We start from the raw sequence: 13,832 nt of genomic DNA on the forward strand, positions 1-13,832 counted from the left end.
CCTAGGCGAGCCGCCGACATCTGTCAGGGGACGAGATCCTCCGGGCGGATCAGGGCCCGCACGGGTTCGGTCAGCGCGAGAGTCTCGCCCCGCTTGACGGCGGACACCTCGGCGTAGTGCCGCCCACTGCGACGGAACAGGCTCATGACGCCGGTCCGCTGCTCGACCAGCAGATACCACTCGATGCCGGCGGCGGCGTAGTAGTGCATCTTGAGCACCTTGTCGGTGGCGGCGTTGCTCGGCGAGATGATCTCGCAGACCAGCCGCACCTGATCCGCCTCGATCATCGGCTCGTCGAGGTTGATCGGATCGGTGAGGACGAGGTCGGGCACGGGAACGCGGCCCGGCCGGAGCCGGACGTTCACGGCCTCGAACAGCTCCAATCCGGCGCTCTCGGCGGCGGATTCGAGGAGGTTGCCCAGCTTTCGAGAGATGCGCTGGTGCCGAGGGGTGGGACCTGGGGTCACGTGGATGCTCCAGTCGAAGAGTTCGACGCGATCCTGCGTCTCGCCGAGGGCGAGGTACTCCTCTTCCGTCCACGGTCCGTCGTGGTCGAACACCGCCGCGGTCATGGTCACCTCCACCTCGTGCCGACGGGCATCCTCACGTGGCTGACTCCATCATCGTCGCACCTGTGGTGCGGCCGGACGCGCGACCGGGCCATCGGGGGCTGCGGGTGGCGTTGTGGAGTCGTTACGCTCGGCCGTGCTGACACCGCCGGGCATGTAGCTTATTTTCACCTTCGGATCACTGCTGTAGGTTCTCTACAACCCGAGGGAGGCGGTCGTGGACGGTCCGGAAGCTGCGCGGTCGGACGACCGCCCCGACCTGCCGGCGCAGCGCGCCGCGGCGGACCCGTACCTGCGGGTGGACGACCTGCGGGTCCGGTTCGACACCCCGGACGGGGTGGTGCGGGCGGTCGACGGCGTGTCGTTCGCCGTGGCCCGCGGGCGCACCCTGGGCATCGTGGGGGAGTCGGGCTCCGGCAAGAGCGTCACCTCGCTGGCCGTCCTGGGCCTGCACGACGCCCGGCGCGCCACCATCACCGGTGAGATCTCCGTCGGCGGCCGCCAGCTGGTCGGCCTGCCGGACGAGGAGGTACGCCGGCTGCGCGGCCGGGACATGGCGATGATCTTCCAGGACCCGCTGTCGGCGTTGCACCCGTACTACACGGTCGGGCGGCAGATCGCCGAGGCGTACCGGGTGCACCACCCGCGCGCCGGGAAGCGGGAGGCCCGCAGCCGGGCGGTGGACATGCTCGGCCGGGTCGGCATCCCGCAGCCGGCCCGCCGGTTCGACCAGTACCCGCACGAGTTCTCCGGCGGCATGCGGCAGCGCGCGATGATCGCGATGGCCCTGGTCAACGACCCGGACCTGCTGATCGCCGACGAGCCGACCACCGCGCTGGACGTGACCGTGCAGGCGCAGATCCTGGACCTGCTGGCCGACCTCCAGGAAGAGTTCCACTCGGCGATCATCCTGATCACCCACGATCTGGGCGTGGTCGCCCAGGTCGCCGACGAGGTGCTGGTGATGTACGGCGGCCGGGCCGTCGAGCACGGCAGCGTCGAGCAGGTGCTGCGCTCGCCGCAGCACCCGTACACCTGGGGGTTGTTGTCGAGCGTGCCGTCGTTGCACGGCGACGCGGACACCGACCTGGTGCCCATCCCCGGCAGCCCGCCCTCGCTGATCAACCTGCCGGCGGGCTGCGCGTTCCACCCCCGCTGCCGGTACGCGGGCCGCAACGGCGACCGGTCCCGCACCGAGGTGCCGGTGCTCGCGCCCGCCGGGCGGCCCGGGCACCTGGTCGCCTGCCACCTGAGCGCCGAGGACCGCGACCGGCTGTACCGGGAGGATGTCGCCCAGGTGGGAGTCGCGCGATGACGGCCGACAGTGCACCGCTGCTGCGGGTGCGGGGGTTGACCAAGCACTTCCCGGTGCGGGACGGGTTCCGCACCCGGGGCCTGGTCCGCGCGGTCGACGGGCTGGACTTCGACGTCCGGCCGGGGGAGACGCTGGGCCTGGTCGGCGAGTCCGGCTGCGGCAAGACCACCACCGGGCGGATGCTGGTGCGGCTGCTGGAGCCGACGGCGGGGACGATCGAGTTCGCCGGGCAGGACATCACCCACGCCGGGCGGCGACAGCTGCGCCCGTTGCGGCAGGACCTCCAGATCATCTTCCAGGACCCGTACGCGTCGCTGAACCCCCGGCACACCGTCGGCCGGATCGTGGCGATGCCGTTGCAGGTAAACGGGATCGACCCGCCGGGCGGCATCCGCAAGCGGGTGCAGGAGCTGCTGGAACTGGTCGGGTTGAACCCGGAGCACTACAACCGCTATCCGCACGAGTTCTCCGGCGGGCAGCGGCAACGCATCGGCATCGCCCGCGCGCTGGCGCTGCGGCCGAAGCTGATCGTCGCCGACGAGCCGGTCTCCGCGCTGGACGTGTCGATCCAGGCGCAGGTGGTCAACCTGCTGCGTGACCTGCAACGCGAGCTGGACCTGGCGTTCGTCTTCATCGCCCACGACCTCGCCGTGGTCCGGCACTTCTGCCAGCGGGTGGCGGTGATGTACCTGGGGCGGATCGTGGAGATCGGCGACCGGGCCGACATCTACGAGCGGCCGCAGCACCCGTACACCCGGGCGTTGCTGTCGGCGGTGCCGGACGTGACGGCGCTCGGCCCGGCGGGGCGGATCCGGCTCACCGGTGACGTGCCGACCCCGCTGAACCCGCCGTCGGGCTGCCGGTTCCGCACCCGCTGCTGGAAGGCGACCGAACGCTGCGCCGCCGAGGAGCCGGCGCTGGTGCCCCGCGACGGCGGACGGCAGGCCACCGCCTGCCACTACCCGGAGGGCGGGCCGGTGGCGGCGCCGCCGGTGCCGGTGGGCGGCGGGAGCGACGAGGAGGTGGCGGAGTGAGCCTGTCCCCGGTGGAGGGTGTGGCGCTGGCCGAGATCGAGTCGTCCGGTGACGGCGACGCGCCCCGGGAAAAGGGCTTCGTCGGGCGCTCGCCCGGCCAGCTCGCCTGGGCCCGACTCAAGCGGGACCGGACCGCCCTGGTCAGCGGCGCCATGCTGGTCTTCTTCGTGCTGGTCGCGCTGGCCGTCCCGCTGATCGAGGCGGTCTACGGGGTGGGGCCGAAGGAGCAGTTCCAGCACCGCCTGGACGGCTTCGGCATGCCGCTGGGCTACGCCGGCGGGGTGACCGGCGAACACTGGTTCGGGGTGGAGCCGGGGCTGGGCCGGGACATCTTCATCCGGATGGTGCACGGCCTGCGTACCTCGCTGTTCATCGCGTTCGCCGCCGCGGTGCTCACCGCCGGCATCGGCGTCACGCTGGGCACCCTCGCCGGGTACCTGGGCGGCTGGCTGGACACGGTGATCAACTGGATCACCGACCTGACCCTGGCCATGCCCTTCCTGATCATCGCGCTGGCCCTGATGCCGACCGTCGCGCTGCGCTTCTACGGCCAGCGGGAGGCGGTGCCGGCATACTTCCAGATCAGCGTGCTCATCGCGATCTTCGCGTTGTTCGGCTGGACCAGCACCGCCCGGCTGGTCCGGGGCCAGGTCATCGCGCTGCGCGAGCGGGAGTTCGTGGAGGCCGCCCGGGCCAGCGGCGCCGGCCTGGGGCACATGCTGTTCCGGCAGCTGCTGCCCAACGTGTGGGCGCCGATCCTGGTCTCCTTCTCGCTGGCCGTGCCGCAATACATCACCAGCGAGGCGGCGCTGTCGTTCATCGGGGTCGGGCTCACCGACGAGACGCCGAGCTTCGGCCGGATGATCTACAACAGCCTGGACTACCTGCAGACCGACCCGGCGTACGTCTTCTTCCCCGGCATCACGATCTTCGCGCTGGTGTTCGCCTTCAACCTCTTCGGCGACGCGCTGCGCGACGCGCTCGACCCGAAGTCCTCCCGGTAAGGGGGTTTGCTGTGGCGCGATTCCTGGTCCGGCGGCTGCTCTCGGCCGCGCTCACCCTGTTCGCGGTGAGCGTGCTCAGCTTCCTGATGTTCTTCGCCCTGCCGCGCGACCCGGTCAGCGGCATGTGCCCCAAGAACTGCAACCCGGAGCGGCTGGAGCGGGTCCGCCAGGAGCTGGGCCTGCGCGACCCGCTGGTCAGCCAGTACGCCGGCTACATGAAGGGCATCGTGACCGGGCGGGACCTGGGCAGCGCCCAGGGCGGCCGGTGCGACGCGCCCTGCCTCGGCTGGTCGTACGTCTCCAACGAGGCGGTCTCGGACACCATCGCCCGGGTGCTGCCGGTGACGTTGAGCATCGTCATCCCGGCGGCGATCCTCTGGCTGCTGCTCGGGGTCGGCCTGGGCATGGTCTCGGCGCTGCGCCGGGGCACCTGGCTGGACCGGGCGGCGATCGGCTTCTCGCTGACCGGCGCCTCCCTGCAGCTCTACTTCGTCGGCGCGGTGCTGCTTATCGTCTTCGTCTACAACCTGCGGTTGCTGCCGGTGCCGAACTACACGTCGTTCTTCGACGACCCGCTGCGCTGGGCCAGCGGGCTGGTGCTGGCCTGGGTGGCGCTGGCCTTCCTCTTCTCCGCCATCTACGCCCGGCTGTCCCGGGCGCAGATGCTGGAGACGCTGTCGGAGGACTTCGTGCGTACCGCGCGGGCGAAGGGCCTGGCGAAACCCAAGGTGTACGGGCGGCACGCGTTGCGCGCGGCGATCACTCCGGTGGTGACCATCGCCGGGCTGGACGTGGGCGGGGCGCTGGGCGGGACGGTGATCACCGAGACCACCTTCGGCCTGAATGGGATGGGGCGTACCGCGGTGGACGCGGTCCGCTCCGGTGACCTGCCGACCATCATGGCGACCGTGCTGATCGCGGCGGTCTTCGTGGTGCTGGCGAACGTGGTGGTGGACCTGCTCTACGCCGCGATCGACCCCCGAGTGCGGCTCGGCTGAGGTGTAAGGAGGGGTGTAAGGAGGGGCCCCCTGTTAACGCATTCGGTAGAGCAGGGGCCCCTTATTAACACCTTCAGCCGGCCGACCGCGACGAAATTTATCGGCAACTGTTACCCAACTTGTAGGTTTTCTTCTTTACGATCCTCGGGACGTCGGCGGTTCCGCCCGGCGTACGGGTGGAGGAGGTAGGAGATGCGACCACGCGCAGCGGCCGCCGCTGGCGGCGCCATCGCACTGGTTGTGGCGTTGGGCGCCTGCTCGGAGAACACGGGCCAGGGCACCACCGTGGACACCAACCGGCAGCAGACCGGGGTCATCGCGACCGACCCCAAGGACTCGCAGGGGCCGGCTGCCGAGGTGGAGGGCGCCGCCAAGGGCGGCACGTTCACCATCATCCGGGAGACCCCGATCTCCCACCTGGACCCGCAGCGGACGTACTCGTTCGCCGGCCTGATGGCCAACCCGCTCTTCGCGCGGTACCTGACCACCTGGAAGGACGACGGCAAGGGCGGCCTGGTCCTGGTGGGCGACCTGGCGGAGACCCCGGGCACGAACGTCAACAACGACTGCAAGACCTGGGAATTCAAGATCAAGAACGGGGTCAAGTTCGAGGACGGCAGCCCGATCACGTCCAAGGAGATCGCGTACGGCATCGCCCGGTCCTTCGACCCGGACCTCACCGGCGGCCCCACCTACCTGCAGGAGTGGCTGGCCGACGACGCGCAGTTCGACACCAAGTGGGACTTCAAGAAGAACAAGACCTCGCTGCCGCCGGGCCTGACCACGCCGGACGACAAGACGCTGCGCTTCGAGTTCGCCAAGCCCCGCTGCGACCTGCCGTTCGCGGTCTCGCTGCCGACCACCGCCCCGCTCAAGCCGGAGCAGGACACCGGGGTCAACCTGGACCAGAAGCCGTTCTCGTCCGGTCCGTACAAGATCCTGAAGAACCAGGCGGGCGTCCAGCTCACCCTGGACCGCAACCCGAACTGGGACCCGGCCACCGACCCGGTGCGCCACCAGTACCCGGACCAGTTCGTCTGGACCTTCGGCCCGACCCAGGACGCCGCCAACAACCGGGTGATCGCCGACAACGGCGCTGACCAGAGCGCGCTGGCCTGGAACTACGTGCCCCCGTCGCTGGTCGCCAAGGTCGCCGGTGACGCCTCGCTGAAGTCGCGGACCATCCTGTCCCCGACGCCGAGCGCCAACCAGCTCGTGATCAACAACCAGCGGGTCAAGGACCTGAAGATCCGTCAGGCACTCAACTACGCCATCGACCGCGAGGGCCTGATCAAGGCGCTCGGCGGGCAGACGGTGGCCCAGCCGCTGACCACCCTGATGCCGCCGTCCACCATCGGCTACCAGGCGTACGAGGCGTACGAGGCGGGTCCCAACGGCAACCCGGACAAGGCCAAGGAACTGCTCGGCGGCCAGACCCCCGAGCTGGTGCTCGGCGTCGCCGACAACACCGACGAGCAGCAGATCGGCACCCAGCTCAAGGGGAACCTGGAGCGCGCCGGCTTCAAGATCACTCTGCGGAACATCCCGGACGACGCGAAGCTGGACGAGGTCAAGAAGAAGGACAACCCCTGGGACCTGTACATCGGCAACTGGGCGGCGGACTGGCCGAGCGGCGCGTCGATCCTGCCGGTGCTCTACGACGGCCGGACCATCAAGGCCGAGGGCAACAGCAACTCGTCGTACTTCAACGACGACGCGATCAACGCCGAGATGGACCGGATCCTGGCGATGCCCCCGGCCGACCAGGGCCCGGAGTGGGGCAAGCTCGATGAGCGGATCATGAAGGAGTTCGCCCCGGTGGTGCCGCTCTACGTCGACGTGGCGTACGCGGTGCACGGCTCGAAGGCCGGCGGCATCTTCATCTCGTCCGTCTTCGGCTACCCGAGCTTCGTCAACGCGTACGTGAAGCAGTAACCGCCCGGCGGTAAGGAGGGGCCCCTTGTTAACACCCGGTGTTAACAAGGGGCCCCTGCTATACCGGAGGCGTTAATAAGGGCACCCTCCTTACATCGAGGCGCGCACGAACTCCAGTTCGAGGCGGAGGAGGCGTTCGGCCAGCCCGCCGGCGGCCAGGTGGCTGGCGCCGGTGAGCGGCAGCACCGAGTGCGGGCGCCCGGTCGCCAGCAGCGCCGCCGACAGCCGTAGGGTGTGCGCGGCCACCACGTTGTCGTCCACCAGGCCGTGCACCAGCAGCAGCGGGCGGGTCTGACCCGGGCCGGTCACCGGCTCGGCGGCCAACTCGACAAGCGAGTGGTGGGCGTAGACGTCCATCCCGTCGTCCGGCAGGCCCAGGTAGCGCTCGGTGTACGCGGTGTCGTACAGCGCCCAGTCGGTCACCGGGGCGCCGGCGATGCCGCAGCGGAACAGCTCCGGGTGCCGCAGCACGGCGAGCCCGGCCAGCCAGCCGCCGAACGACCAGCCGCGCACCGCCACCCGGTCGAGGTCCAGGTCGGGATGCTTCTCGGCGAGGGCGGTGAGCGCGTCCACCTGGTCGCCGAGCACCACGTCGGCCACCCGCCGGTGGATCGCCTTCTCGAACGACGGGGACACCCCCGGGGTGCCCCGGTTGTCGATCGCCACCACCGCGAAACCGGCGTCGGCCCACCACTGCCGCTCCAGCCAGGCCGCCCGCGCGGCCACCACCTCCTGGTGGCCGGGGCCGCCGTAGACGTCCAGCAGCACCGGCAGCCGCCGACCGGTGACGTGGTTGTCCGGATAGAGGACCGCGGCCGGCAGCCGCCGGTCGGTGACCCGTTCCAGCAGCGGCAGCGGCTGGTATGGCGGGGTCGCCGCCAGCGACCGCAGCTCGGCCACCTCGTCGTCGCCCCGGCGCACCGTCCACCGGGTGCCCGGGTGGTCCAGCGAGGCGAACCCGACGGCCAGCACGTCCCCGCCCGCGGCGGCGGTGTGCCAGCCGGCGTCGGTGGTCAACCGGCGGGCGTCCACCCCGCCGCCGACGGCGGTCCGCACCCGGAACAGGTGCCGCTCGCTCGGCTCGCCGTCGCTCGCCTCCACCAGCAGGTCCGCCGGGGCGTTGCCGCTCGTCGGCAGCCGGCCCACCACCCGCCGTACGTAGAGCGAGGGCGGGGTGAGCAGGGTGCCGTCGGCGAAGAGGCAGCGGGCGTCGTACCCGTCGTGGGCCAGCTCCCCGCCGACCAGCACCCGGCCGTCGGGCAGGTGGGCCGGGGTGCCCGGGATCGGCTCCACCCAGCGCGGGTCGGCCAGCTCGGCGTGCACCTGCGTCTCCCCGGTACGCGGGTCCACCGCGAGCACCAGGCCGTGCTGCTGGGAGCGGCGCAGCACGGTGATCAGCGGCCCGCCGTCGGCCCAGTCCACCGAGGTCAGGTACGGGTACGTCTCCCGGTCCCAGTGCACGTCGACCCAGCCGTCGTCCAGGTCGAGCAGGTGCAGGCTGACCTCCGCGTTGGCCCCGCCGGCCACCGGGTACGCCACCGTCGTCGGCGGGGCGGCCGGTTCGGCCGGGTCGTGCAGGTGCCAGTGGGTCACCCGGGACTCGTCCACCCGGGCGGCCAGCACCGACCGGCCGTCCGGGGCCCACCAGTAGCCGCGGAACCGGTGGAACTCCTCGGCCGCGATGTGCTCGGCCAGCCCCCAGGTGACCCCGGAGTCCTCACCGGCCAGCAGGTTGTCGGTGCCGTCGGGCTCCACCACCCGCAGCTGCCCCCGGCGCACCCCCTCGGCGGCGTCGGTGACGTAGGCCAGCCGCTCGCCGGCCGGGTCGGGCCGGGGGTCGATCGCTGGCCCGACGGTGGCCACCTCGACCACGTCGCCGTGCACCAGGTCGGCCCGGAACACCCGCCCGGCCAGCGCGAACACCGCCACCCGGCCGGCCGCGTCCAGGGCGTACGAGCCGATGCCGGCGGAGCTGAGCCGCAACCGCTCGCGCAGCGCCCGCTCCCCCGGGGAGAGCGCCGCCGGGTCGGCGTCGGTGCCGAGCAGCGCCGCCGGGTCGGCGACCAGCCGTTCCTCCCCGGACGCGACGTCGAGCAGCCAGAGCGCCTCGACGGTGTCCTCGGGGCCGCCCGAGCGGAGGAAGACCACCCGGGAGCCGTCGTCGGTGACGGTGACGGCGCGCGGCGCCCCGAGGCTGAACCGACGGGTACGGGCGGCCAGCTCGGGAAAGTCCACAACCCGGATGTTAGGCGGGCGCCGGGCGTGATGTGGCCGACCTGCCTGGACGCGTCAGGCGTCCACGGGAAGGACCGCCGGTTAGAGTGACGGTCGTGACGAAGCTGCCCGATCGCCGACTGCTGCTGGTCCACGCGCACCCCGACGACGAGTCCATCGGCACCGGTTCGACGATGGCGCACTACGCCGCCGACGGCGCTCACGTCACGCTGGTGACCTGCACCCTCGGCGAGGAGGGCGAGATCCACGTGCCGGCGCTGGCGCAGCTCGTCGCCGCCGAGGCCGACCAGCTCGGCGGGTACCGGATCGCCGAGCTGGCCGCCGCCTGCGCCGCGCTGGGCGTCACCGACCACCGGTTCCTCGGCGGCGCCGGGCGCTACCGGGACTCCGGGATGATGGGCCTGGCCACCAACGACCACCCCCGGGCGTTCTGGCGGGCCGACCTGGACGAGGCCGCCGGGCTGCTGGTGGAGGTCATCCGCGAGGTCCGCCCCCAGGTCATGATCACGTACGACCCCAACGGCTTCTACGGCCACCCGGACCACATCCAGGCGCACCGGGTGGCGATGCGGGCGGTCGAGCTGGCCGAGGCGCAGGGCTGCGCCCCGGCCAAGGTCTACTGGACGGCGATGCCGCGCAGCGTGCTGGAGGCCGGCCTCCAGCACTTCACCGACTCGTCGGACAACCCGTTCGCCGGCATCGAGGACGTCGGCGAGCTGCCCTTCGGCACGCCGGATCCGGAGATCGCAGCCCGGATCGACGCCACCGACCAGCACGCCGCCAAGGAGGCGGCGATGCGCGCGCACGCCACCCAGATCCCGGCCAACTCCTGGCTCTACTCCATCGCCGGCAACTTCGGCGCCGAGTTCATGGGGGTCGAATACTTCACACTCGCCGTCGGCGAGCGGGGCCCGGGCGGCGGCCCGTACGGCTGGGAGGACGACCTCTTCGCCGGTCTGGCGCCCGACGGGTCCGACCGGTCCCCGGTCGGGGCGGTCGGGCTCCGGTGAGCCTGCCGGCCGCTGCCGTGACGGCCCCGCCGGAGGAGCAGACCGCCCCGCCACCCGGCCGGTCGGCGCGACTGCTCGACGTGCTGCTGCGGGTGGCCGGCGGAGTGGTCGCGCTCTCCGCCGGCGCGCTCGTCGCCGTGCTGGAGCTGATCCTCGCGGTCGCCGCCTGGGAGCAGGTCAAGGCCCGGCCCAGCACCTCCGGTGAGGTGCTGGTGGGGGTGGCGTCCGGGGTGGCCGGGCTGGTCCTGGTGGTGGGCGCGACGGTGGCGCTGAGCTGGTTCGCCCACGCGGCCGTCGGCACCCGCTGGGCGGCCCTGCTGCCCGCGCTGCCCTGGTTCGTGCTGATGGCGGTGGCCGCCGTCCGGACCCGGGAGGGCGACCTGCTGCTCGGCGGCGACAACCTGCTCGGGCTGGGGCTGATCCTGGCCGGCGCGGTCACCTTCGCGGTGATGCTCTTCCGCCAGTTGCTGGCGCCCGTCGCCGCGGTGCGCGGGTGATGACGCCACCCAGGTACGGGTGATAGACATTCCTGCCAGAAGGCCCGCCGCGCCCGGCGGGCGGAGCACGGCGGGAGACATGCGATGAGGGATCGGTGGCGCGTTATCGGCGCCCTCGCCGCGGCACTGTTCGCGGTAAACGTGGTGGCCCGGCTGGTCAGCAAGTTCGCCTTCGCCGGCGACGACACGGCCGCCGACCGGGTCTCGCTGGTGATGTTCCTGGTGATCGGCCTGATCCTCGCCGGGGTCGCGTTCCGGCGGGGGGCCACCCGGCCGCTCGCCGAGTGGTCCACCGACCTGGCCGCCGCGGTGGCGGTGGCGCTGGCGCTGACGGTGCTGGTCGGCCCGCTGCTGGTCGGTGACAACCCGTTCGGCGGGGGAGCGGGCCTGTTCTTCGCCCAGATCTGGCTCTACCTGGCCGCCGCGCTGGCCGGGGTGGCCATCGGCTACCTGCTGCTCACCGCGCTCGGCCGCGATTACCGCTCGCAGCAGCTCAAGCGGTACGCCGAGATCAAGGCCGCCAAGCCGCGCCGCGTCGTCCGCCGCTGAAGCCGGCGCCCGTCCGTGCGCCGCTGAGGGCGCCCGTTCGCGCTTTGTGCGGCAAGTTGTGCCTTCCCCGCGGCGGAAAGGCGCAACGTCCCGCATAACGCCCCCACGCCCCACGGCCCCACGCCCCACGGCCGGCCCTCACGCCCCCGCCCCGGCGGGGGCGTGAGGGCCTCGCGGCCGGCCGGTCAGGTCGGGGCGACCCGGGTCACGTAGGTGTGGTGGGTGGTGAAGCCGAGGCCGCGGTAGAGCGCCACGGCGGCGGTGTTGCGCTGCTCCACCTGGAGGAAGGCGTCGGTCGCCCCCAGGGCGGCGCCCCACTCGGCGAGCGCCCGGACGACCCGGCCGGCCAGGCCCTGGCGGCGGGCCTCGGGGACCACCTCGATCAGGCTCAGCCCCAGCCAGCGCCCCTGCCCGGTGACCGTGCCCCGGCCCATGGCGAGCAGCCGCCCGTCGGCGTACACGTGGGCGAAGCGGACCTGGTCCACGGCGGTGAGCACGTGCCGCGCGGCGTCCGGGAGGCCACCCTTGCGCCCGGCGGCGACGGCCAGCCAGTCCGCGGACGGCGTGCGGGCCAGCTCGACCGGCGGGCCGGCAGCCGGCTCGACCGGCGGGCCGGCGGCGGGCGCGGCCGGCGGCAGCGCGGCCAGGGCGGCGGTCTGGAACAGTACGAGCGGGCGGGCGGCCCAGCCGCGGGCGTCGAGTTCGGCGGCCACCGGGGTGGCCAGCGGCAGCGGCGTGTTGACCATCGCCGGCTGGCCCCGTTCGGCGTACCAGCGTTCGATGGCGTCCACCGCTGCCGGCAGCGGCCGGTCCGGGTCGCCGACCGGCAGCGCCGAGTTGGCCCGGCCGCTCCAGCCGGCGGCGCTGCGCAGCAGCCAGTCGCCCAGCCGGCCGCGGATCGCCGCCGGCCAGGCCTCGTCGGAGGCGAGTTCCAGCGCGACGACCGCGGCGGCGGTCGGTCGGCTGGCCGGCGGCACCCGCTTGGCCCGGTGCACCTGGGCCAGCGGCACCCGCAGCCGGCCCTGCCGGGTGGCCAGCGTGAGATGTGTCTCGCCCAGCTCGACCAACTCGCCCAGGGCGTCCGAGAAGAGCGGCCGGCCGGCGCGAACGCCCACTATCTGCCGCACCACGATCCGGTGGCCCACATCCTGCTGTCGGAGCACGATCGACCTCCTCCCCGGCGAGATACTAGGCTCTTACCCGTCGCGGAGATCGCGGCGAGTCTTGCGGAGGAGAAGACCGGTGACCTACATCATCGCCGAGCCGTGCGTGGATGTGCTCGACAAGGCATGCATCGAGGAGTGCCCGGTCGACTGCATCTACGAGGGCAATCGGATGCTCTACATCCACCCCGACGAGTGCGTCGACTGTGGTGCCTGTGAGCCGGTCTGCCCGGTCGAGGCGATTTTCTACGAGGACGACGTGCCGGAGCAGTGGAAGGACTACACCGGCGCGAACTACGAGTTCTTCGAGGAGCTCGGTTCGCCCGGCGGCGCGTCGAAGATCGGCAAGATCGAGAAGGACGCGACCTTCGTGGCGGCCCAGCCGCCGCGCGGAGAGGGCCACTGAACCGGCCCGCGCCGGTCTCGTCGCGGCTGCCCGACTTCACCTGGGACACGCTGGACGCCGCGGCCACCCTGGCCGCGGCGCACCCCGGTGGACTGATCAACCTGTCGATGGGCACCCCGGTCGACCCGGTGCCCCCGGTGATCCGGCAGGCGCTCGCCGACGCGTCCGACGCCCCCGGCTACCCGTTGACCGCGGGCACCCCCGCGCTGCGGGACGCCATCGCGGGCTGGGTGGCCCGGGCCTGCGGCGCCGGCGTCGACGGGCTCGGGGTGCTGCCCACCATCGGCTCCAAGGAGCTGGTCGCCTGGCTGCCCACCCTGCTCGGGATCGGGCCCGGTGACGTGGTCGTGGTGCCGTCCATCGCCTACCCGACGTACGAGGACGGGGTCCGGCTGGCCGGCGCGACGACCGTGCGCGCCGACTCGCTGACCGCGGTCGGGCCGACTTCCCGGGTACGCCTGGTCTGGGTGAACTCGCCCGGCAACCCGACCGGTCGGGTGCTGCCCGCCGCCCACTTGCGCAAGGTGGTCGACTGGGCGCGCGAGCGCGGCGCGGTGGTGGCCAGCGACGAGTGCTACCTGCCGCTGGGCTGGTCGGCCGACGCCGAGCCGGTGTCGGTGCTGGCCCCCGAGGTGTGCGGCGGCTCGTACGACTCGGTGCTGGCGGTGCACTCGCTCTCCAAGCGCTCCAACCTGGCCGGCTACCGGGCCGGCTTCGTCGCCGGCGACCCGGCGCTGGTCGCCGAGCTGCTCAAGATCCGCAAGCACGCGGGGATGATCGTGCCGGCCCCGGTGCAGGCGGCGATGGTGGCCGCGCTGGCCGACCAGGCGCACGCCGACGCGCAGCGCGAGCGCTACCGGGCCCGCCGCGAGCAGCTGTACGCGGCGTTCACCGGCGCGGGCTTCACGGTCGAGCACTCCGAAGCCGGGCTCTACCTGTGGCTGACCCGGGGCGAGGACTGCTGGGCGACGGTCGACTGGCTGGCCCGGCGGGGCATCCTGGTCGCCGCCGGCGCCTTCTACGGCCCGGGCGGCGCGCGGTACGTCCGGGCGGCGCTGACCGAGTCCGACGAGCACATCGCCGCGGTCGCCGGCCGGCTCGCCGAGGCCTGAGCCGG

Annotated in this window: 13 protein-coding genes; 10 read left to right on the forward strand and 3 right to left on the reverse strand. The window is 72.6% G+C overall.

What is annotated here, in order from left to right; genetic code table 11:
* Positions 1-23: 23 nt before the first annotated feature.
* Entirely contained in the window at positions 24-572 is a 549-nt protein-coding gene (locus tag K7640_RS21430; RefSeq protein ID WP_222956663.1) for a Uma2 family endonuclease, read from the reverse strand.
* Positions 573-786: 214 nt separating this feature from the next.
* Between K7640_RS21430 and K7640_RS21435 the strand changes: the two genes are divergently transcribed.
* From K7640_RS21435 to K7640_RS21455, 5 genes are all read left to right on the forward strand, one after another.
* Positions 787-1,884 carry an ABC transporter ATP-binding protein gene (locus K7640_RS21435; RefSeq protein ID WP_222956664.1) on the forward strand — a complete coding sequence of 366 codons (1,098 nt, stop codon included), beginning with the start codon at positions 787-789 and terminating at the stop codon, positions 1,882-1,884.
* Entirely contained in the window at positions 1,881-2,918 is a 1,038-nt protein-coding gene (locus K7640_RS21440; RefSeq protein ID WP_222956665.1) for an ABC transporter ATP-binding protein, read from the forward strand. Before K7640_RS21435 ends, K7640_RS21440 begins: the two co-directional genes overlap by 4 nt.
* Complete coding sequence (locus K7640_RS21445) at positions 2,915-3,922, forward strand: ABC transporter permease (RefSeq protein ID WP_222956666.1); 1,008 nt, start codon at positions 2,915-2,917, stop codon at positions 3,920-3,922. Before K7640_RS21440 ends, K7640_RS21445 begins: the two co-directional genes overlap by 4 nt.
* Positions 3,923-3,933: 11 nt before the next feature.
* Positions 3,934-4,920 carry an ABC transporter permease gene (locus tag K7640_RS21450; protein ID WP_222956667.1) on the forward strand — a complete coding sequence of 329 codons (987 nt, stop codon included), beginning with the start codon at positions 3,934-3,936 and terminating at the stop codon, positions 4,918-4,920.
* 192 nt (positions 4,921-5,112) lie between these two features.
* Positions 5,113-6,855, forward strand: coding sequence for an ABC transporter substrate-binding protein (locus K7640_RS21455; protein ID WP_222956668.1), 1,743 nt, complete (start codon positions 5,113-5,115; stop codon positions 6,853-6,855).
* Between the two features lie 90 nt (positions 6,856-6,945).
* Here K7640_RS21455 and K7640_RS21460 read toward each other — a convergent pair whose 3' ends face one another.
* Positions 6,946-9,090 (reverse strand): prolyl oligopeptidase family serine peptidase, encoded by a 2,145-nt coding sequence (locus K7640_RS21460; protein ID WP_222956669.1) that lies wholly within the window; start codon positions 9,088-9,090, stop codon positions 6,946-6,948.
* Between the two features lie 86 nt (positions 9,091-9,176).
* Between K7640_RS21460 and mshB the strand changes: the two genes are divergently transcribed.
* The 3 genes from mshB to K7640_RS21475 all read left to right on the forward strand — a co-directional run bounded on the left by mshB (position 9,177) and on the right by K7640_RS21475 (position 11,146).
* Positions 9,177-10,100 carry an N-acetyl-1-D-myo-inositol-2-amino-2-deoxy-alpha-D-glucopyranoside deacetylase gene (gene mshB / locus K7640_RS21465; protein WP_222956670.1) on the forward strand — a complete coding sequence of 308 codons (924 nt, stop codon included), beginning with the start codon at positions 9,177-9,179 and terminating at the stop codon, positions 10,098-10,100.
* Between the two features lie 17 nt (positions 10,101-10,117).
* On the forward strand, positions 10,118-10,597 hold the full coding sequence (locus K7640_RS21470; protein ID WP_222956671.1) for a hypothetical protein: 480 nt from the start codon (positions 10,118-10,120) through the stop codon (positions 10,595-10,597).
* An 84-nt stretch (positions 10,598-10,681) separates the two neighbouring features.
* Positions 10,682-11,146: a hypothetical protein gene (locus K7640_RS21475; RefSeq protein ID WP_222956672.1), complete on the forward strand. Its 465-nt coding sequence runs from the start codon at positions 10,682-10,684 to the stop codon at positions 11,144-11,146.
* 185 nt (positions 11,147-11,331) lie between these two features.
* On the opposite strand, the gene K7640_RS21480 is transcribed toward K7640_RS21475, so the two are convergent.
* On the reverse strand, positions 11,332-12,309 hold the full coding sequence (locus K7640_RS21480; RefSeq protein WP_222956673.1) for a GNAT family N-acetyltransferase: 978 nt from the start codon (positions 12,307-12,309) through the stop codon (positions 11,332-11,334).
* A 79-nt stretch (positions 12,310-12,388) separates the two neighbouring features.
* On the opposite strand from K7640_RS21480, the gene fdxA reads away from it, so the two are divergent.
* On the forward strand, positions 12,389-12,715 hold the full coding sequence (gene fdxA / locus K7640_RS21485) for a ferredoxin (RefSeq protein ID WP_222956674.1): 327 nt from the start codon (positions 12,389-12,391) through the stop codon (positions 12,713-12,715).
* Positions 12,712-13,827 (forward strand): succinyldiaminopimelate transaminase, encoded by a 1,116-nt coding sequence (gene dapC / locus K7640_RS21490; RefSeq protein WP_305072237.1) that lies wholly within the window; start codon positions 12,712-12,714, stop codon positions 13,825-13,827. Before fdxA ends, dapC begins: the two co-directional genes overlap by 4 nt.
* Positions 13,828-13,832 lie beyond the last annotated feature (5 nt).

The organism is Micromonospora sp. PLK6-60, from assembly GCF_019890675.1.
In the GTDB taxonomy this organism is placed as follows: Bacteria; Actinomycetota; Actinomycetes; order Mycobacteriales; family Micromonosporaceae; genus Micromonospora.